This window comes from Pseudomonas sp. AF32 (assembly GCF_022342325.2).
GTDB lineage: Bacteria > Pseudomonadota > Gammaproteobacteria > Pseudomonadales > Pseudomonadaceae > Aquipseudomonas > Aquipseudomonas uvaldensis.
Map to the genome: position 1 here is coordinate 61,331 of NZ_RQJK02000012.1, position 20,223 is coordinate 81,553.

Consider the following 20,223-nt stretch of genomic DNA (forward strand, 5'->3'; position numbering starts at 1 on the left):
TATATCAGTATCGATGACGTCGACTGACACTCCGCTTTCGCGAGCAAGCCCGCTCCCACAGTTGTTTTGAGTTTTGCAAATTGCTTCTGGCATAACACTTGCTCCTGCCTTCCCATGCAACCGTAAACCCCCCGATTAGTGACGGATTATTGGCATGGCGAAGAGCGAAGCAGCAGCTGTAAAAGACCCCGCGACCAAAGGCAAACTCAAGATGATCATCCTGATCGTGGTGGGCTTACTGCTGGCGATCGGTGTTTCCGTGGGGGCGACGTGGTATTTCATGCACAACGCTCAAAGCAAGCCAGCGCCCGTGGCCGAAGCGGCTCCGGTCGGCAAGCAGCCGGCGATATTCGAGCCCATGGCGCCTGCGTTCGTGGCCAATTACACCCAGAATGGTCGCCAGCGCTACATGCAGGTCAGCATTACCCTGATGGGCCGCAACCAGGCCGACCTCGAAGCGCTGCGCGTGCACATGCCGCTGATCCGCAATAACCTGGTAATGCTGTTTTCCGGACAGAATTTCGACACCCTGGCGACTCCGGTCGGCCAGGAAATGCTCCGTCAGAAAGCCACGGCCAGCGTTCAGGAAGTGGCTCAGAAAGAACTGGGCAAAGTGGTGATCGAACAGCTGCTTTTCACTAACTTCGTATTGCAGTAGGAACACGACATGGCCGTGCAGGACCTGTTGTCCCAGGACGAAATCGACGCGCTGTTGCATGGTGTCGACGACGGCCTGGTGCAGACCGAAACCGCTACTGAACCGGGCAGCGTCAAAAGCTACGACCTGACCAGCCAGGACCGCATCGTTCGTGGGCGCATGCCGACCCTAGAGATGATCAACGAGCGTTTTGCCCGATACACCCGCATCAGCATGTTCAACATGCTGCGCCGTTCGGCCGACGTGGCCGTCGGTGGCGTGCAGGTGATGAAGTTCGGTGAGTACGTGCATTCGCTGTATGTGCCCACCAGCTTGAACCTCGTGAAGATCAAGCCGCTGCGCGGTACCGCGTTGTTCATCCTGGACGCCAAGCTGGTGTTCAAGCTGGTGGACAACTTCTTCGGCGGCGACGGTCGTCACGCCAAGATCGAAGGGCGTGAATTCACTCCCACCGAATTGCGGGTGGTGCGCATGGTGCTGGAGCAGGCCTTCATCGACTTGAAGGAGGCCTGGCAGGCGATCATGGAAGTGAACTTCGAGTACATCAACTCGGAGGTGAACCCGGCCATGGCCAACATCGTTGGCCCGAGCGAAGCCATTGTGGTGTCGACTTTCCACATCGAGCTCGACGGAGGAGGCGGTGATCTGCACGTGACCATGCCTTATTCGATGATCGAGCCGGTGCGCGAAATGCTCGACGCCGGTTTCCAATCGGACCTCGACGACCAGGACGAGCGCTGGATCAATGCCCTGCGCCAGGACGTGCTGGACGTGGACGTGCCGATCGGGGCGACGGTTGCCCGGCGTCAACTGCGTCTGCGGGACATCCTGCATATGCAACCGGGAGACATCATTCCCGTCGAAATGCCCGAAGACATGATCATGCGCGCCAATGGCGTGCCGGCCTTCAAGGTCAAGATGGGCTCTCACAAAGGCAACCTGGCGTTGCAGGTAATCGAGCCGATCGAACGCCGTTGAGTGGTGTCGAACGCTGTAATCGAATTTAGGTTTTTTACTGATTTTTGCCCGCCGAGGACAAATGATGGCTAACGATATGAACAACCAGGACGACCAGGCGCTGGCCGATGAATGGGCTGCGGCCCTGGAAGAAGCCGGCGAAGGCGGGCAGGCCGACATTGACGCCCTGCTGGCCGCCGACACGGGTGCCCATGCGTCCAACCGTCTGCCGATGGAAGAGTTTGGCAGCGTGCCCAAGAGTCATGAGCCGGTGACGCTGGACGGGCCGAACCTGGACGTGATTCTCGACATCCCGGTGTCGATTTCCATGGAAGTGGGCAGCACCGACATCAATATCCGTAACCTGCTGCAGCTCAACCAGGGTTCGGTGATCGAGCTGGACCGCCTGGCCGGCGAACCGCTGGACGTGCTGGTCAACGGCACCCTGATCGCCCATGGCGAGGTGGTGGTGGTCAATGAGAAGTTCGGCATCCGCCTGACGGACGTGATCAGCCCGAGCGAACGCATCAAGAAGCTGCGCTGAGTGAAAGGGGTTATCGCAACAGCCCTCATGCTGCCGTTCAGCGTGTTGGCCGCCGAGCCTGCGGCGACTGCAACGGCAAGCGCAGCGGCGACCGGCAGTGGCATGGCTGGGCAACTGGCGCAATTGGTGCTCGGCCTGCTGTTGGTGCTGGGGTTGATCTTTTTCCTGGCCTGGTTGCTGCGTCGCGTGCAGCAGGCGGGGCCGGCCGGCAAGGGGCAGGTCATCGACATCGTCGGCTCCCGCGCACTGGGGCCACGTGATCGTCTGGTGCTGGTGCAGGTTGGCAACGAACAGATCCTGCTGGGCCTGAGCCCCGGCACCATTACCGCGTTGCACGTGCTCAAGGAGCCGGTGCAGGTGCCCACTTCCGAACAGGTCGCTCCCGAATTTGCCCAGCGCCTCATGGAGCTGCTGGGTAAAGACCAGAAGGATAGAAAGTAATGCCGTTGCGCATTCTGTTGGCGCTGGCCTTGATGCTGGCCGCACCGTTGGCGTTTGCCGCCGATCCGTTGTCGATCCCGGCGATCACCCTCGGCACCAACGCCGAAGGAGCCCAGGAATACTCGGTCAGCCTGCAAATCCTGCTGATCATGACGGCGCTGAGTTTCATCCCCGCGTTCGTCATGCTGATGACCAGTTTCACCCGGATCATCATTGTCTTTTCGATCCTTCGCCAGGCCCTTGGCCTGCAGCAGACGCCGTCGAACCAGATCCTCACCGGCATGGCGCTGTTCCTGACCATGTTCATCATGGCTCCGGTGTTCGATCGGGTGAACCAGGATGCGCTGCAACCTTACCTGGCGGAGAAAATCACCGCCCAGGAAGCCGTGGCCAAGGCCGAAGTGCCGGTCAAGGACTTCATGTTGGCCCAAACCCGCAGCAGCGATCTGGAACTGTTCATGCGCCTGTCCAAACGCACGGATATCCCCAGCGCCGACCAGGCGCCGCTGACCATCCTGGTGCCGGCGTTCGTGACGTCCGAGCTGAAAACCGCGTTCCAGATCGGCTTCATGATTTTCATCCCGTTCCTGATCATCGACCTGGTGGTCGCCAGTGTACTGATGGCGATGGGTATGATGATGCTGTCGCCGCTGATCATTTCCCTGCCGTTCAAGATCATGCTGTTCGTGCTGGTGGATGGCTGGGCCTTGATCATTGGCACGCTGGCGGGCAGTTTCGGCGGTGTTTAGACCATTCGTGCGGGTAGCAAGATATGACGCCTGAAGTAGCGGTAGACCTGTTCCGCGAAGCGCTCTGGCTGACGACCATGATGGTGGCCGTGCTGGTGATTCCCAGTTTGTTGGTGGGTCTGCTGGTGGCAATGTTCCAGGCCGCGACCCAGATCAACGAACAGACCCTGAGCTTTCTGCCGCGTCTGCTGGTGATGCTGGTGACGTTGATTGTCGCCGGTCCCTGGCTGGTGCAAACCTTCATGGAATACATCCTGCAGTTGTACGGCAGTATTCCGCAGTTGATCGGTTGACCCGATGTCGATGCTAGCGTTGACGGACACCCAGATCAGTACTTGGGTGGCGTCCTTCATCCTGCCGCTGTTTCGCGTGACGGCTGTATTGATGAGTATGCCGGTCTTCGGCACGACTCTGGTGCCCACGCGCGTGCGTCTTTATTTTGCCTTGGCTATCACAGTGGTCATCGTGCCCGGCCTGCCGCCGATGCCACCGGTCAACGCCCTGGACCTCAGTGCGCTGATGCTGGTGGCCGAGCAGATCCTCATTGGTGTGTTGTTGGGCTTTTCGCTGCAATTGTTTTTCCAGGCGTTCGTGGTGGCCGGGCAGATCATCTCGATCCAGATGGGCATGGCCTTCGCCTCCATGATCGACCCCACCAATGGGGTCAACACGGCGGTGATCGGGCAGTTCCTGACCATGCTGGTCACGCTGCTGTTCCTGGCCATGAACGGTCATCTGGTGGTGTTCGAGGTGTTGACCGAAAGCTTCACTACCTTGCCGGTGGGCAGTGCGATGCTGGTCAATCATTTCTGGGATGTCGCCGGCAAGCTCGGCTGGGTCCTGGGGGCTGCCATGGTCCTGGTCTTGCCCGCAATCACGGCGTTGCTGATCGTCAACATCGCATTTGGGGTCATGACCCGGGCCGCGCCGCAACTGAACATCTTCTCTATCGGTTTTCCACTGACGCTCGTCCTTGGCATGGTGATTTTCTGGATCAGCCTGGGAGATATCCTCAATCAGTACCAGCCGCTGGCCACCCAGGCCTTGCAGTTGTTGCGTGACCTGGCACAGGCGCGCTGAACCATGGCGGAAAGCGAGAGCGGTCAGGACAAGACAGAAGATCCCACGGACAAGCGCAAGCGCGAATCCCGGGAGAAGGGAGAGATTGCGCGCTCCAAGGAGCTCAACACCCTGGCGGTGACACTGGCCGGTGCCGGTGGGCTGCTGATTTATGGGGGAGGATTGGCGCTGGACCTGCTGGAGATCATGCGCCTGAACTTCTCTTTGCCCCGTGAGGTGTTGCTCACGCCGGGGGCCATGACCCAATACCTGTTGCATTCAGGCAAGATCGCTATCCTGGCGATGCAGCCGATTCTGATTTTCCTCCTGCTGGCCGCCATCATCGGTCCGATTTCCCTGGGAGGATGGTTGTTCGCGAGCGGGAGCCTGGCGCCCAAGTTTAGTCGGATGAATCCGCTCTCGGGTTTCAAGCGGATGTTCTCCACCACGGCGCTGATGGAGTTGCTCAAGGCACTTGGCAAATTCCTGCTGATCCTGTTCGTAGCCCTGACTGTGTTGCAATCCGACATCGACGATCTGCTGCGCATCGCCCACGAGCCGTTGGAGCAGGCCATCATCCACAGTGTGCAACTGGTGGGCTGGAGTACCCTGTGGATGGCCTGCGGATTGATTCTGATCGCAGCGATCGACGTGCCGATCCAGCTCTATCAGAGCAAGCAGAAGCTGATGATGACCAAGCAGGAGGTTCGTGACGAATACAAGGAGCAGGAGGGCAAGCCCGAGGTCAAACAGCGGATTCGCCAGTTGCAGCACGAGGTGTCCCAGCGGCGGATGATGGCGGCGATTCCGCAGGCCGATGTGGTCATCACCAACCCGACCCACTACGCCGTGGCGCTCAAGTACGACCCCGACAAAGGCAACGCCCCGGTGTTGCTCGCCAAGGGCAGCGACTTCCTGGCGTTGAAGATCCGCGAAATCGCCGTGGCCAACGAAGTGATGCTGCTTGAATCCCCGGCGCTGGCGCGGTCGATCTATTACTCCACCGAACTCGACCAGGAGATCCCTGGCGGCTTGTACCTGGCGGTGGCTCAAGTGTTGGCCTACGTGTACCAGATCCGCCAGCACCGCGCCGGCAAGGGCAAGCGACCCGAACCGCTCAAGGACCTGCCGATTCCGCCGGACCTGCGCCGCGACCCCTGAGTGAGCCTGCGCAACGGAACCTGTGGGAGCGAGCCTGCTCGCGAAAGCGGTTTGTCAGTCGATACCTGCTCAGCTGACCCCACGCTATCGCGAGCAGGCTCGCTCCCACAGGGTTCGCACTCTCAGTCCCAGGCTTGTATTTCAAGGTCTGGCAAAAGTTGGAAGGCTTCTTGCAATACCCCCTCCGAGCCCGCTCCGGGCGTCAAAAGTTTGCTTCACGGAACGGGGAATATTGGTGGATCGCTCTCAGTTACTCAGCACCGCGCGCAGCAACGTCGTAGACCTCAGCCGGGGCAATCTGGGTGTGCCGCTGTTGCTCATGGTCATGCTGGCCATGATGATGCTGCCGGTACCACCGTTCCTGCTGGACGTGTTCTTCACGTTCAACATCGCTTTGTCGATCGTGGTCCTGCTGGTCTGCGTGTATGCCCTGCGTCCGCTGGATTTCGCGGTGTTCCCCACCATTCTGCTGGTGGCTACGTTGTTGCGTCTGGCGCTGAACGTGGCGTCCACCCGCGTGGTCATGCTCCATGGCCAGGAAGGTCACGCCGCCGCCGGTAAGGTGATCCAGGCCTTCGGTGAGGTGGTGATCGGCGGTAACTACGTGGTCGGTATCGTGGTCTTCGCCATCCTGATGATCATCAACTTCGTTGTGGTGACCAAGGGTGCCGGGCGGATTTCCGAGGTCAGCGCGCGTTTCACCCTCGATGCGATGCCCGGCAAGCAGATGGCGATCGACGCCGACCTCAACGCTGGTCTGATCGATCAGAGTCAGGCCAAGGCGCGTCGCTTGGAAGTGGCCCAGGAAGCCGAGTTCTACGGTTCCATGGACGGTGCCAGCAAATTCGTGCGCGGTGACGCCATCGCCGGCCTGCTGATCCTGTTCATCAACCTCATTGGCGGCATGGCCGTCGGTATTTTCCAGCATGGCATGACCTTCGGCGACGCCGGCAAGGTCTACGCCTTGCTGACCATCGGTGACGGTTTGGTGGCGCAATTGCCATCACTGTTGTTATCCACAGCCGCCGCGATCATGGTCACCCGTGCCTCGGGCTCCGAAGACATGGGCAAGCAGATTGGCCGGCAGATGTTCGCATCGCCCAGGGCCCTGGCTGTGGCCGCGGGCCTGATGGCAGTGATGGGGCTGGTGCCAGGCATGCCGCACGTTTCCTTCCTGACCATGGCGGCCGTGGCGGCAGGCGGTGCCTACCTGTTCTGGAAGAAGCAGAACGTGCAGAAAGAGCAGGCCCTGCAAGAGGTCAAGCGTCAGCAGGAGCTGTTGCCGTCGCCAGCGCGCGCCATGGAAACCAAGGAGCTGGGCTGGGACGACGTGACGCCCATCGACATGATCGGCCTGGAAGTCGGTTATCGCCTGATCCCATTGGTCGACCGTAACCAGGGCGGCCAGTTGCTGGCGCGGATCAAGGGCGTGCGCAAGAAGTTGTCCCAGGACCTGGGCTTCCTGATGCCCACCGTGCACATCCGCGACAACCTCGACCTGGCGCCGAGCGCCTATCGGCTGACGCTGATGGGGGTCATCCTGGCCGAAGCCGAGATCTATCCGGATCGCGAACTGGCGATCAACCCGGGTCAGGTCTATGGTTCGCTCAACGGCATCACCGCCAAGGATCCGGCTTTCGGCCTGGAAGCGGTGTGGATCGAAATCAGTCAACGGGCCCAGGCCCAGTCCCTCGGTTACACCGTGGTGGACGCCAGTACCGTGGTTGCAACCCATTTGAATCAAATTCTGTACAAACACTCCAGCGAGCTGATCGGCCACGAAGAAGTCCAGCAATTGTTGCAGGTATTGGCCAAGGGCTCGCCGAAACTGGCCGAAGAGCTGGTGCCGGGTGTGGTTTCGTTGTCGCAGCTGCTCAAGGTTCTGCAAGCGCTGCTGGCCGAACAGGTGCCGGTGCGCGACATCCGCAGTATCGCCGAAGCGATCGCCAACAACGCTTCCAAGAGTCAAGATACCGCCGCCCTGGTGGCTGCGGTGCGGGTCGGCGTATCCCGTGCAATCGTCCAAAGCATTGTAGGCACTGAGTCCGAGCTGCCTGTGATCACTCTGGAGCCAAGGTTGGAACAGATATTGCTCAATAGTCTTCAGAAGGCAGGACAAGGCTCGGAAGAGGGTGTTCTGCTGGAGCCAAGCATGGCCGAGAAGCTGCAGCGTTCGTTGATCGAGGCAGCCCAGCGGCAAGAGATGCAAGGCCAACCGGTGATCCTGCTGGTGGCAGGTCCGATCCGCGCGATGCTCTCGCGCTTCGGCCGCCTCGCAGTCCCGGGCCTGCATGTGCTGGCGTATCAGGAAATACCGGACAACAAGCAAGTGACCATTGTTGCGACAGTAGGGCCCAACGGCTGAGGTAGTGGTTTATGCAAGTGAAGCGTTTTTTCGCCGCCGATATGCGTCAGGCCATGAAACTGGTTCGTGACGAGCTGGGCGCCGAAGCAGCCATCATCGGCAACCGCCGGATCGCCGGCGGTGTCGAGCTGACGGCGGCCCTGGACTACAAACTGTCTGCGCTGGCCCCGCGGGTTCCGAACATGGAACTCGAGGATGAGCTGCGCAAGACCCAGTCGCGCATTGCCAGCGCCCAGGCTGAACTGAGCCTGCGCAGCAGCGAAGGCGAAGCCGCGGCGGGTACCAATCGTCAATTGTTCGCCGGCCAGCCGTTGACCGCCGGCCTGCCCTTGACCGCTGCCGAGCCGCTGATCGAGCCAGCCCCGGTCGAGCCGCGTCGTCCGGCTCCGGCACCGGCCGCACCAGCTCCCAGTCTCGATCCGCGGGCCCTGGACTCGATGCGCTCCGAACTCAACAGCTTGCGCGAATTGATGGAAGTCCAGCTCGGCTCCCTGGCCTGGAACCAGTTGCAAGGCAGCCGTCCGGCCCAGGCCAACCTGTGGCGTCGCCTGCAACGCATCGGCCTGTCCGGCCCGTTGGCTCGCGACCTGCTGGCGCTGATCAATGACATCGAAGAGCCTCGCCAGGCCTGGCGCATGCTGCTGGCGCACCTGGCACGGATGATCGCCACGCCGGAAGTCGAGCCGCTGGAAGAGGGCGGGGTGATTGCGATGGTCGGCCCGGCCGGCATGGGCAAGACCACCACCCTGGCCAAGCTCGCCGCCCGTTATGTACTCAAGTACGGTGCCCAGAGCATTGCCCTGGTCAGCATGGACAGTTTCCGCATCGGCGCCCAGGAACAGCTCAAGACTCTGGGTCGTATTCTCAATGTGTCGGTGACCCACGTGGACCCGGGCCAATCCCTGGCCCAGGCGCTGGAACCGCTGCTGCGCAAGCGCGTCGTGCTGATCGATACCGCCGGCCTGCAAGCCAGCGATCCGGCCCTGCGCATGCAGCTTGAAAGCCTGGCCGGTCGCGGTATACGGTCAAAAAATTATCTCGTGTTGGCAACCACCAGCCAGAAACAGGTTCTAACGGCCGCTTATCACAGCTACAAGCGCTGTGGTCTGGCCGGTTGCATCCTGACCAAGCTGGACGAAACGGCAAGCCTGGGCGAGGTGTTGAGCCTGGCGATCGGTCACGATCTGCCGGTGGCGTACCTGACCGATGGGCCGCGGATCCCGGATGATTTACATCTGCCGCGTCGCCATCAACTGGTCAGCCGTGCAGTGAGTGTGCAAATGCAGGACGAACCCAGCGAAGAAGCCATGGCTGACATGTTCGCTGATATCTACCACAGCCCGACCAAGCAGGTTGGCTGAGGTAATCATGAATATTTTTTTTGTACCTACATCGATGGTCTGCCATGCAATGTTCTATGTGAACGCGCAGCCAGTAATGTGGCCTCCGTCTAAGTAAGACAAGGTAAAGAACGAACATGGGCAGCATGCATCCCGTACAGGTGATCGCGGTGACCGGCGGCAAAGGTGGCGTCGGCAAGACTAACGTGTCAGTGAACTTGTCCCTGGCTCTGGCAGAGCTTGGCCGACGGGTCATGCTGCTGGACGCCGACCTGGGCCTGGCGAACGTCGACGTGTTGCTGGGGCTCACACCCAAGCGCACCCTGGCGGACGTCATCGAAGGTCGCTGCGAGCTGCGTGACGTGCTGCTGCAAGGCCCTGGCGGGATTCGCATCGTGCCGGCCGCCTCTGGCACCCAGAGCATGGTTCATCTGACGCCGGCCCAGCACGCGGGCCTGATCCAGGCGTTCAGCGACATTGGTGACAACCTCGACGTGCTGGTGATCGATACCGCTGCCGGCATCGGTGACTCGGTCGTCAGCTTCGTGCGCGCAGCCCAGGAGGTGTTGCTGGTGGTCTGCGACGAACCGACGTCCATCACCGACGCCTATGCCCTGATCAAGCTACTGAACCGCGACTACGGCATGAACCGCTTCCGCGTCCTGGCCAACATGGCCCAGAGCCCCCAGGAGGGACGCAACCTGTTCGCCAAGTTGACCAAGGTCACGGATCGCTTCCTGGATGTTGCGCTGCAATACGTGGGCGCCGTGCCTTACGACGAAAGCGTACGCAAGGCCGTCCAGAAGCAACGTGCCGTCTATGAAGCCTTTCCACGTTCCAAATGCGCGCTGGCGTTCAAGGCAATCGCCCAGAAGGTCGATACCTGGCCGCTACCGGCAAACCCACGCGGGCATCTGGAATTTTTCGTCGAGCGTCTCGTGCAACAAACAGCAGGGCCCGTGTTATGACAGCCAGCGGTTACAACCATCTCTACAAGAAATCGGCACGGGACGCCCAATACGAGCTGGTGGAGCGTTACGCGCCCCTGGTCAAGCGTATTGCCTATCACTTGCTGGCGCGTCTGCCAGCCAGTGTCCAGGTCGAGGATCTGATCCAGGCCGGCATGATCGGCCTGCTCGAAGTGGCGAACAAATACGACGCGAGCAAGGGCGCCAGTTTCGAGACCTACGCGGGTATCCGCATCCGTGGAGCGATGCTCGATGAGGTCCGCAAGGGCGATTGGGCACCGCGTTCGGTCCACCGTAATACCCGCATGGTCAGTGACGCGATTCGCGCTATTGAATCTAAAACCGGTCGTGACGCTAAAGATCACGAGGTTGCGGCCGAACTCCAGTTGAGTCTCGACGATTATTACGGGATTTTGAACGATACCCTGGGCAGCCGCCTGTTCAGTTTCGACGACCTGTTGCAGGACGGCGAACACGAAGGGCTGCATGAGGATGGCCCAAGTACCTACATGGAGCCGTCGCGCGATCTGGAAGATGAACGCTTCCAGAGTGCGTTGGCGGATGCGATTGCCAATTTGCCGGAGCGCGAGCGACTGGTCTTGGCGCTGTACTACGACGAGGAGCTGAACCTCAAGGAAATCGGTGAGGTCCTGGGGGTCAGCGAATCGCGGGTCAGCCAGTTACACAGCCAGTGCGCGGCCCGTCTACGGGGGCGTTTGGGGGATTGGCGAGCGCGCTGACAGGCGGCATGGGAACGCATTGGGCGAGGTTGGCGAGGCAAGCCGCGTCAGTCGCCGTACGGTGTGTTCCGGACCGTTGTCGAGTGTTGTGCCGGATTGATTGAAATGGCGCGTTCAGGTGCTGGACACGTTTAAGACTGCTTGGAGGTCGAATTGGACAAGAACATGAAAATCCTCATCGTTGACGATTTTTCAACGATGCGGCGGATCATAAAAAACCTGTTGCGTGACCTTGGGTTCACCAACACGGTAGAGGCGGACGATGGCACCACTGCCATCCCGGTCCTCAACAGCGGGAGTATCGACTTTCTGGTAACGGACTGGAACATGCCCGGCATGACCGGTATCGACTTGCTGCGTCACGTGCGCGCCGATGAAAAACTCAAGCACCTTCCCGTGCTGATGGTCACCGCCGAAGCCAAGCGCGAGCAGATCATCGAAGCGGCCCAGGCCGGTGTGAACGGCTATGTGGTCAAACCCTTCACGGCCCAGGCGTTGAAAGAGAAGATCGAAAAAATCTTCGAACGCATCGGTTAATGGCGCCACGGGGGAGCTATGGAGCATAACGAATCTTCAATGGGCGATTTCGAATCGACCCTGAAAAAACATGCCCACGAACTGGTCGAGAACCTTGAAAAAGGCCGCTTCGGCGACGCAGTCCAGATGATCCACGAGCTCAACCAGACCCGGGATCGTGGTCTGTATCAGGAAGTTGGCAAGCTCACCCGTGAACTGCATAGCGCGATCGTCAATTTCCAGATCGACCCGAACACGCCGCAGGCCGAGGAAGTCTCGCAGATCACTGATGCGACCGAGCGTCTGTCCTACGTGGTCAAGCTGACCGAGGCCGCGGCCAACCGCACCATGGACCTGGTGGAAAACGCAACGCCCCTGGTCAACGGTCTGAGCGACGAAGCCCAGGCCTTGAGCACCGATTGGGGCCGGTTCATGCGGCGTGAAGTCGGAGCGGAAGAGTTTCGCGAGCTAGCCCGTCGCGTCGACGGTTTTCTGACGCGCAGCAGCACCGAAAACCGCGCCGTGGCGAACAATCTCAATGACATCTTGCTGGCCCAGGACTATCAGGACCTGACCGGCCAGGTGATCAAGCGCGTGACCCAACTGGTCACCGAAGTCGAAAGCAATCTGCTCAAACTCGTGCTCATGGCCAGTCAGGTGGACCGCTTTGCGGGCATCGAACATGACCGTGCGGCGATGCTCGCTGAAAAAGATCCACAAAAACATCTCTCTCAGGGTGAAGGTCCGCAAATTCATGCCGATAAAAGAGAAGACGTTGTGTCCGGTCAGGACGATGTGGACGATTTGCTGTCCAGCCTTGGATTCTGAGTTTTAGCCCTGTTTTAGGAGCACCCCTTAATGAGCTTCGGCGCCGATGAAGAGATCCTTCAGGATTTCCTGGTTGAGGCCGGCGAGATTCTAGAGCAACTGTCCGAGCAATTGGTCGAGCTGGAAAGCCGGCCCGATGATGCGGATCTGCTCAATGCAATTTTTCGCGGTTTCCACACTGTAAAAGGAGGCGCCGGCTTCCTCCAGCTCAACGAGCTGGTGGAGTGCTGTCACATTGCCGAGAACGTGTTCGACATCCTGCGCAAGGGGGAGCGTCGCGTTGACTCGGAGTTGATGGACGTGGTGCTTGAAGCGCTGGATGCGGTCAACAGCATGTTCAGCCAAGTGCGCGAGCGCTCGCCCATTACCCCCGCCACGCCTGAGTTGCTCGCCGCGCTGTCGCGCCTGGCTGAGCCGCAATCGGCTGACGAAGCCGCTCCGGTCGAAGCTGTGGTTGAAGAACCCGCTATCGAAGAGCCGGTTGCCGAAGCGTCGGGCGATATTACCGATAACGAATTCGAACAATTGTTGGATTCCCTGAGCGCGGTGAAAGCCGAAGCCCAGGCCCCGGCAGCACCTGTTGCCCAGGCCGGCGAGGGCGCGGCCAGCGATGAAATCACCGACGCCGAGTTCGAGTCGCTGCTCGACCAGCTTCACGGCAAAGGTCAGTTCGCGCCCGACGCCGTAGCCCCGGCAGCGGCGCCTGCCGCTCCGAATGCAGCAGGTGACAATTCCGATATCACCGACGATGAATTCGAAGCGCTGCTCGACCAATTGCATGGCAAGGGCACGTTTGCCGTTGATGCACTGGAGTCGGCCATCGCATCTGCGCCGACCGCGGACAAGCCTTCGGCTGCAGCGGCCGGCAGTGACCTGATCACCGATCAGGAATTCGAATCGCTGCTCGACGAGCTGCACGGCAAGGGCAAGTTCAGCGAAGTCGGTACGGCTTCCGCTGCGCCTGCAACTGCCGCGACGACGACTGCACCGGCCGCCAAGGCTGCGCCAAAACCCGCCGCCAAGGCGCCGGAACCGAAGGCCGAGACACCCAAGCCTGCCGCTGCCGCTGCCGCTGCCGCCCCGGCGCCAGCCCGCGCTGCCGCCGCGCCACCGCCGGAAAAACCTGCCAGTGAAGCCGAAACCACCGTGCGGGTCGACACCGCGCGCCTGGACGAGATCATGAACATGGTCGGCGAACTGGTGTTGGTGCGTAACCGTCTGGTACGCCTGGGCCTCAACAGCCAGGACGAAGCCATGTCCAAGGCCGTGTCGAACCTCGACGTGGTCACGGCTGATCTGCAGACCGCGGTCATGAAGACCCGGATGCAACCGATCAAGAAAGTGTTCGGGCGCTTCCCGCGCCTGGTACGTGACCTGGCTCGCCAACTCAAGAAAGAAATCAACCTGGAACTGGTGGGTGAAGAAACCGACCTCGACAAGAACCTCGTCGAGGCCCTGGCCGACCCGCTGGTCCACTTGGTGCGCAACGCGGTCGACCACGGTATCGAGTCGCCGGAAGAGCGCGAAGCCGCGGGCAAGGTCCGTAGCGGCAAGGTAATCCTGGCGGCCGAGCAGGAGGGTGACCACATCCTGCTGTCGATCTCCGACGACGGTAAGGGCATGGACCCGGAAATACTGCGCGCCATCGCCGTGAAGCGCGGCGTGATGGACAAGGATGCCGCCGACCGCCTGAGTGACACTGAGTGCTACAACCTGATCTTCGCTCCGGGGTTCTCGACCAAGACCGAGATTTCCGACGTGTCGGGCCGCGGTGTGGGCATGGACGTGGTGAAAACCAAGATTTCCCAGCTCAACGGTTCGATCAACATCCAGTCGGTCAAGGGCTCGGGCTCGAAAATTCTGATCAAGGTCCCGCTGACCCTGGCGATCATGCCGACTCTGATGGTGATGCTGGGCAACCAGGCATTCGCTTTCCCGCTGGTCAACGTCAACGAGATTTTCCACCTCGACTTGTCGAAAACCAACGTGGTGGACGGCCAGGAAGTGGTGATTGTGCGGGACAAGGCGTTGCCGCTGTTCTACCTCAAACGCTGGCTGGTCAGTTCCGCCGCCTATGAAGAACAGGGCGAGGGCCATGTGGTGATTCTTTCGGTGGGCACCCAGCGGATCGGCTTTGTCGTCGACCAGCTCGTAGGCCAGGAAGAAGTGGTCATCAAGCCGTTGGGCAAGATGCTCCAGGGGACCCCAGGCATGTCCGGCGCCACCATCACCGGCGACGGTCGCATCGCGCTCATCCTCGATGTGCCAAGCATGCTCAAGCGTTACGCCACACGGCGTATTTGATTCTGGAGGGGCGTGGCCCATGGCCGCGCCTCGTCTAACGGAGTGTTTATGGTAGTTAAAGTCCTGGTGGTGGACGATTCGGGGTTCTTCCGCCGCCGCGTCTCGGAAATTCTTTCAGCGGATACGAGTATTCAGGTCGTCGGCACCGCGACCAACGGCAAAGAGGCGATCGATCAGGCCCTGGCCCTCAAGCCGGACGTGATCACCATGGACTATGAGATGCCCATGATGGACGGCATCACGGCCGTGCGGCATATCATGCAGCGCTGCCCGACTCCGGTATTGATGTTTTCCTCCCTGACCCACGAAGGCGCTCGGGTGACCCTCGATGCGCTGGACGCCGGTGCGGTGGATTTCCTGCCGAAGAACTTCGAGGACATCTCGCGCAATCCGGACAAGGTCCGGCAGTTGCTGTGCGAGAAGGTCCACAGCATTTCCCGCAGCAACCGGCGTGTCAGCGCCTATAGCCCACCGGCCTCGGCGCCTGTGGCTGCGCCTGCGCCAGCTCCGGCGCCATCGAGCAGCTTCAGTCCTAGTGCGGCGCCGACGCGTAGCGCACCGGCTCCCGTGCGTTCCGCACCCGTCACGGCTTCGTCGCCTGCACCCAAGCGAAAGGCCTACAAGCTGGTCGCCATCGGTACGTCCACCGGTGGCCCGGTGGCGCTGCAACGGGTTCTGACCCAGTTGCCGGCCAACTTCCCGGCTCCCATCGTGTTGATCCAGCACATGCCCGCGGCGTTCACCAAGGCGTTCGCCGAACGCCTGGACAAGCTCTGTCGCATCAGCGTCAAGGAAGCCGAGGACGGCGATATCCTGCGTCCTGGCCTGGCCCTGCTGGCGCCGGGTGGCAAGCAGATGATGATCGATGGCCGTGGCGCGGTGAAAATCCTGCCTGGCGATGAGCGCTTGAACTACAAGCCGTGCGTGGACATCACCTTCGGTTCCGCAGCGAAATCCTACGGTGACAAAGTTCTGGCGGTGGTGCTCACCGGCATGGGCGCCGATGGTCGTGAAGGCGCGCGCTTGCTCAAGCAGGGTGGCAGTACGATCTGGGCCCAGGACGAAGCCAGTTGTGTGATCTATGGTATGCCGATGGCGATCGTCAAAGCTGACCTGGCCGATGGTGTGTATGGGCTGGACGATATTGGCAGGCACCTGGTCGAGGCGTGCGTGTAATGGACGTACTCAGCCTGATCGGCATCATCATGGCGTTCGTCGCCATCATCGGTGGCAATTATCTGGAAGGCGGCCATCTGGGCGCGCTGGCCAACGGCCCGGCAGCGTTGATCGTACTCGGCGGTACCATCGGTGCGGCTTTGCTGCAATCGCCCATGAGCGCTTTCAAGCGCGCCATACAGGTTCTGGTCTGGATCCTTTTCCCGCCACGGGTGGACCTGGCGGGTGGTATCGATCGTGTTGTGAACTGGAGCCTGACAGCCCGCAAGGAGGGCCTGCTCGGCCTGGAAGGGATCGCCGATGCGGAGCCGGACGCTTATTCGCGCAAAGGTCTGCAATTGCTGGTGGACGGCGCCGAACCGGAAGCCATCCGCAGTATTCTGGAAGTGGATTTCTACACCCAGGAGAGTCGCGACATCGAAGCAGCGAAGGTGTTCGAAAGCATGGGCGGTTACGCCCCTACCATCGGCATCATCGGTGCGGTCATGGGCTTGATCCACGTGATGGGCAACCTGGCCGATCCATCGCAGCTGGGCAGCGGCATTGCGGTGGCCTTCGTCGCCACCATCTATGGCGTGGCGAGTGCGAACCTGGTGCTGTTGCCGATTGCCGCCAAGCTCAAGTCCATCGCATTACGCCAGTCGCGTTATCGCGAGATGTTGCTGGAAGGCATCCTGTCCATCGCCGAGGGTGAAAACCCGCGTTCCATTGAGTTGAAGCTCCAGGGCTTCATGGATTGATGGGAGTAATGGACCATGGCGCGCCGCAGACATCATGAAGAACACGTCAACCATGAACGCTGGCTGGTTTCCTACGCCGACTTCATCACGTTGCTGTTCGCCTTTTTTGTGGTCATGTACTCGATCTCGTCGGTAAACGAGGGCAAGTACAAGGTTATTTCCGAAGCGTTGATCGGGGTCTTTACCGACTCGGACCGTGCCCTCAAACCGATTCCCATCGGCGACGAGCGACCCAAGACCACGACGCCGGCCAAGCCATTGGTCAGGGACGCCGAGCAGGTCGATGCCGGAATCGCCGGTGGCAGCGATCCACTGAAAAGCATCGCCGACGACATCAGCGCCGCGTTCGGCGATCTGATCAGCTCCAACCAGATGACCGTGCGCGGCAATGAGCTGTGGGTAGAAATCGAGCTCAACTCCAGCCTGTTGTTCGGCAGCGGCGATGCGATGCCCAGCGACATGGCATTCAATATCATCGATAAAGTGGCGGCGATCCTGAAGCCGTTCGACAACCCGATTCATGTGGAAGGCTTCACCGACGACCAACCGATCCGCACCGCGCAGTACCCGACCAACTGGGAATTGTCTTCGGCCCGTTCGGCCAGCATCGTGCGCATGCTCGCCATGCAGGGTGTGAATCCCGGCCGCTTGGCGTCGGTGGGGTATGGCGAGTTCCAGCCGGTGGCCAATAACGCCACCGTCGAAGGGCGGGCCAAGAACCGTCGCGTGGTACTGGTGGTGTCGCGCAATCTCGATGTGCGCCGCAGCCTGACCGGTACCGGCACGGCCAACGCGACGCCGGACGCGGCATTGAAGCGGGCTGGCACACAAACTGCACCGGCTCCGGTCAAGACACCGGGAAGACAGAGCGCCGTCAATTCTCCGTCACCCGCTTTATAACCGAGCTATTTCTCGGTCGAGCCAGTTTCGGCCGGGAGGAACGATCCGAATGAGAGTCTGGGCAGTTGCCAATCAAAAAGGGGGCGTGGGTAAAACCACCTCTTCCATCGCTTTAGCCGGATTGCTGGCGGAGGCGGGCAAGCGCGTGGTCATTGTCGATCTGGACCCCCACGGCTCGATGACCAGCTATTTCGGCTATGATCCCGACAGCCTGGAGCACAGCAACTACGACCTGTTCTTGCACAAGGGCATCGTGCCCGAGGGCCTGCCGGGGCAATTGTTGTTGTCCACCAGCGACGAGCGGATTTCCTTGCTGCCATCCAGCACGGCGCTCGCGACCCTGGAGCGGCAGTCGCCGGGGCAGAGCGGCCTGGGCCTGGTGATCGCCAAGAGTCTGGCGCAGCTGTGGCAGGATTTCGATTACGCGATCATCGACAGCCCGCCGCTGCTCGGCTTGCTGATGGTCAATGCCCTGGCGGCCAGCCAGCAACTGGTGATTCCGGTGCAGACCGAACACCTCGCGGTCAAGGGGCTGGAGCGGATGGTCAATACCCTGGCGATGGTCAACCGCTCGCGCAAGCAGTCATTGGCGTTCAACATCGTGCCGACCCTGTTCGACCGTCGCACCCAGGCCTCCATGGGCACGTTGCGGGTGTTGCGCGACATGTATCCCGATGACATTTGGCAAGGCTACATCCCGGTCGACACGCGCTTGCGCGATGCCAGCCGTGCTGGCGTGACGCCTTCGCAATTTGATGGCAAGAGCCGTGGTGTGCTGGCTTACCGGGCGCTGCTCAAGCACCTGCTGGCCCAGCAGCTCGTTCCGCAGCAGGTGGCCTGATTGAACGCCTCTAAACGTTTCCCGGGCTCAAGTCCCATGGCAATCATGCCGATAACCTCCATATGCGGTGCACTGTTTCAATGAACCGCCCGATCAAGACAACCTCGCGTCCGCAATTGGCCTTGCAGTCCTACCTGGACGGGCTTCTGCAGGAAGCGACCGAAGAACTGCCACCGCAGCCGAGCGTGGTCGAGGCCACGCCCGAACCCGTCGAAGCCGAAGGTGCGTTGGATGAGTTTCAGGCGGCCGTGCTCGAAGAGCAGGCCCGTGATGCACGCCAGTCGGTCATGACTGCGGCGGTCGAAGCGCCGTTCGTCAAGCCGCCGGTGAAAGTGATGGAAGCACCCGCGCCACTCCTGGCGCCGGTTTCGACTGTTGCGCCGTTGTTGCAGGGTCTGGTCAAACCAGTGGTGGAAGTTCATCTGCCACCGAGCAGTCCACCGCCACCGGTGCAGGTCGACGATCGACCGTCCTGGGCAGCGGAGCCGTTCGAGTGCCTGCTCTTCGATGTGGCCGGGTTGACCCTGGCCGTGCCGCTGGTATGCCTGGGATCGATTTATTCCCTGGCCGGGCAGGAATTGACACCGTTGTTCGGCCAGCCGGAGTGGTTCCTCGGAATCTTGCCCAGCCAGGCCGGCAACCTGAAGGTACTGGATACCGCGCGCTGGGTGATGCCGGATCGTTATCGCGATGATTTTCGCCAGGGCTTGCAGTACGTGATTTCGGTGCAGGGTTACGAGTGGGGGTTGGCGGTGCATCAGGTCAGTCGCTCGTTGCGCCTGGACCCGAACGAAATCAAGTGGCGCAGCCATCGAGGGCAGCGGCCATGGCTGGCCGGTACGGTGATCGAACACATGTGCGCCTTGCTGGACGTTTCCGAGTTGGCTGAGCTGATCGCCAGCGGCGGGGCAAAACACCTGGGCGGCACCAAGCCGGTCCAGAAACCGAAATAACACAACCGGCGGCGCGCGGCGTCACGGGGCAGAATACACACCGCCACAGGCGGTTTTTCGAGGGGTCAGGGTATGAATGATAAGGCGTCGTCTCTCAAGGGTTCCGAAGATCCGATCCTGCAATGGGTCACCTTCAAGCTCGATAACGAAACCTACGGCATCAACGTGATGCGCGTGCAGGAAGTGCTGCGCTACACCGAGATCGCGCCGGTGCCGGGTGCGCCCAGCTACGTGCTGGGTATCATCAACCTGCGTGGTAACGTGGTCACCGTGATCGACACCCGTCAGCGTTTCGGCCTGAGCTCCACCGAAGTCAACGACAACACCCGTATCGTGATCATCGAGGCCGACAAGCAAGTGGTCGGTATCCTGGTCGACAGCGTTGCCGAAGTGGTTTACTTGCGTCAGTCGGAAATCGAAACCGCGCCTAACGTCGGTAACGAAGAGTCGGCCAAGTTCATCCAGGGCGTTTGCAACAAGAACAACGAGTTGCTGATCCTGGTCGAACTGGAAAAAATGATGAGCGAAGAAGAGTGGTCGGAACTGGAGAGTATCTGATTTGATCCTTGAGGTAGCAGTCATTGTCCTGTTCCTGTTCTGGGCGGGCACGCTGGCGATGTTCCTGGCGTACATTCGCGCTCAGCGGCAGATCGCCGCTCAACAGGCCCAGGGCGATGCGCTGCGCGATCAGCGCATCAAGGACTTGGCCAAGCGTGTCGATGATTACCAGAACGGTACCGTGCGCATGGGCGAAGCCATCCATGAGCTGCGTGCTGTGCTCGCGCCGTTGCCGGACAAACTGGCCCAACTGGAACAGCGCGACCCCTCCAGCCTGTCCTTCGCCCAGGCCGCGCGCCTGGTCGGCATGGGCGCCAGCGTCGACGAACTGACCCAGGCCTGCGGCTTGACCCAGGCCGAGGCGGAGTTGATGAGTAAGTTGCATAGGGGCAGCTAAGAGCGCCTTGAGCGGCAAGCGGCAAGAG

At 60.8% G+C, this 20,223-nt stretch carries 22 protein-coding genes; all 22 read left to right on the forward strand.

Annotated features, from left to right (window positions below; all coding sequences use genetic code 11):
• Positions 1-154 precede the first annotated feature (154 nt).
• The 22 genes from fliL to EGM97_RS13235 all read left to right on the forward strand — a co-directional run bounded on the left by fliL (position 155) and on the right by EGM97_RS13235 (position 20,195).
• A complete protein-coding gene (gene fliL / locus EGM97_RS13130; protein ID WP_238961937.1) occupies positions 155-658 on the forward strand; it encodes a flagellar basal body-associated protein FliL in 504 nt (167 codons plus the stop codon).
• 9 nt (positions 659-667) lie between these two features.
• On the forward strand, positions 668-1,636 hold the full coding sequence (fliM, locus tag EGM97_RS13135; RefSeq protein WP_072389494.1) for a flagellar motor switch protein FliM: 969 nt from the start codon (positions 668-670) through the stop codon (positions 1,634-1,636).
• A 64-nt stretch (positions 1,637-1,700) separates the two neighbouring features.
• The gene (fliN, locus tag EGM97_RS13140) at positions 1,701-2,159 is read left to right on the forward strand and encodes a flagellar motor switch protein FliN (protein ID WP_238961938.1); all 459 of its coding nucleotides are present in this window, start codon (positions 1,701-1,703) and stop codon (positions 2,157-2,159) included.
• A 27-nt stretch (positions 2,160-2,186) separates the two neighbouring features.
• Complete coding sequence (gene fliO / locus EGM97_RS13145) at positions 2,187-2,600, forward strand: flagellar biosynthetic protein FliO (RefSeq protein WP_275300598.1); 414 nt, start codon at positions 2,187-2,189, stop codon at positions 2,598-2,600.
• Entirely contained in the window at positions 2,600-3,349 is a 750-nt protein-coding gene (fliP, locus tag EGM97_RS13150) for a flagellar type III secretion system pore protein FliP (protein WP_053154963.1), read from the forward strand. Before fliO ends, fliP begins: the two co-directional genes overlap by 1 nt.
• A gap of 23 nt (positions 3,350-3,372) precedes the next feature.
• Complete coding sequence (gene fliQ / locus EGM97_RS13155; protein ID WP_047226258.1) at positions 3,373-3,642, forward strand: flagellar biosynthesis protein FliQ; 270 nt, start codon at positions 3,373-3,375, stop codon at positions 3,640-3,642.
• Between the two features lie 10 nt (positions 3,643-3,652).
• Positions 3,653-4,429 (forward strand): flagellar biosynthetic protein FliR, encoded by a 777-nt coding sequence (gene fliR, locus EGM97_RS13160; protein ID WP_477788814.1) that lies wholly within the window; start codon positions 3,653-3,655, stop codon positions 4,427-4,429.
• 3 nt (positions 4,430-4,432) lie between these two features.
• The gene (gene flhB / locus EGM97_RS13165; RefSeq protein ID WP_238961941.1) at positions 4,433-5,569 is read left to right on the forward strand and encodes a flagellar biosynthesis protein FlhB; all 1,137 of its coding nucleotides are present in this window, start codon (positions 4,433-4,435) and stop codon (positions 5,567-5,569) included.
• Between the two features lie 235 nt (positions 5,570-5,804).
• Positions 5,805-7,934 carry a flagellar biosynthesis protein FlhA gene (flhA, locus tag EGM97_RS13170; protein WP_238961942.1) on the forward strand — a complete coding sequence of 710 codons (2,130 nt, stop codon included), beginning with the start codon at positions 5,805-5,807 and terminating at the stop codon, positions 7,932-7,934.
• Positions 7,935-7,945: 11 nt separating this feature from the next.
• Positions 7,946-9,295 carry a flagellar biosynthesis GTPase FlhF gene (flhF, locus tag EGM97_RS13175; protein WP_238961943.1) on the forward strand — a complete coding sequence of 450 codons (1,350 nt, stop codon included), beginning with the start codon at positions 7,946-7,948 and terminating at the stop codon, positions 9,293-9,295.
• A gap of 116 nt (positions 9,296-9,411) precedes the next feature.
• On the forward strand, positions 9,412-10,242 hold the full coding sequence (gene fleN / locus EGM97_RS13180) for a flagellar synthesis regulator FleN (protein WP_003184001.1): 831 nt from the start codon (positions 9,412-9,414) through the stop codon (positions 10,240-10,242).
• Positions 10,239-10,982 carry an RNA polymerase sigma factor FliA gene (gene fliA / locus EGM97_RS13185; RefSeq protein WP_238961944.1) on the forward strand — a complete coding sequence of 248 codons (744 nt, stop codon included), beginning with the start codon at positions 10,239-10,241 and terminating at the stop codon, positions 10,980-10,982. The genes fleN and fliA overlap by 4 nt, the downstream gene beginning before the upstream one ends.
• Positions 10,983-11,147: 165 nt before the next feature.
• Positions 11,148-11,519, forward strand: coding sequence for a chemotaxis response regulator CheY (locus EGM97_RS13190; protein WP_003183998.1), 372 nt, complete (start codon positions 11,148-11,150; stop codon positions 11,517-11,519).
• A gap of 18 nt (positions 11,520-11,537) precedes the next feature.
• Positions 11,538-12,326 (forward strand): protein phosphatase CheZ, encoded by a 789-nt coding sequence (locus tag EGM97_RS13195; protein ID WP_238961945.1) that lies wholly within the window; start codon positions 11,538-11,540, stop codon positions 12,324-12,326.
• Between the two features lie 30 nt (positions 12,327-12,356).
• The gene (locus EGM97_RS13200; protein ID WP_238961946.1) at positions 12,357-14,630 is read left to right on the forward strand and encodes a chemotaxis protein CheA; all 2,274 of its coding nucleotides are present in this window, start codon (positions 12,357-12,359) and stop codon (positions 14,628-14,630) included.
• 48 nt (positions 14,631-14,678) lie between these two features.
• Positions 14,679-15,806 carry a protein-glutamate methylesterase/protein-glutamine glutaminase gene (locus EGM97_RS13205; protein ID WP_238961947.1) on the forward strand — a complete coding sequence of 376 codons (1,128 nt, stop codon included), beginning with the start codon at positions 14,679-14,681 and terminating at the stop codon, positions 15,804-15,806.
• Positions 15,806-16,546 carry a flagellar motor protein gene (locus EGM97_RS13210; RefSeq protein WP_238961948.1) on the forward strand — a complete coding sequence of 247 codons (741 nt, stop codon included), beginning with the start codon at positions 15,806-15,808 and terminating at the stop codon, positions 16,544-16,546. Before EGM97_RS13205 ends, EGM97_RS13210 begins: the two co-directional genes overlap by 1 nt.
• A gap of 15 nt (positions 16,547-16,561) precedes the next feature.
• Entirely contained in the window at positions 16,562-17,446 is an 885-nt protein-coding gene (motD, locus tag EGM97_RS13215) for a flagellar motor protein MotD (protein WP_238961949.1), read from the forward strand.
• Positions 17,447-17,495: 49 nt separating this feature from the next.
• Positions 17,496-18,287, forward strand: coding sequence for a ParA family protein (locus EGM97_RS13220; RefSeq protein WP_238961950.1), 792 nt, complete (start codon positions 17,496-17,498; stop codon positions 18,285-18,287).
• An 80-nt stretch (positions 18,288-18,367) separates the two neighbouring features.
• Complete coding sequence (locus EGM97_RS13225; RefSeq protein ID WP_238961951.1) at positions 18,368-19,240, forward strand: CheW domain-containing protein; 873 nt, start codon at positions 18,368-18,370, stop codon at positions 19,238-19,240.
• A 72-nt stretch (positions 19,241-19,312) separates the two neighbouring features.
• Positions 19,313-19,798, forward strand: coding sequence for a chemotaxis protein CheW (locus tag EGM97_RS13230; protein ID WP_003183968.1), 486 nt, complete (start codon positions 19,313-19,315; stop codon positions 19,796-19,798).
• A gap of 1 nt (position 19,799) precedes the next feature.
• Entirely contained in the window at positions 19,800-20,195 is a 396-nt protein-coding gene (locus tag EGM97_RS13235; RefSeq protein WP_238961952.1) for a DUF2802 domain-containing protein, read from the forward strand.
• The last annotated feature ends 28 nt before the right edge of the window (positions 20,196-20,223 follow it).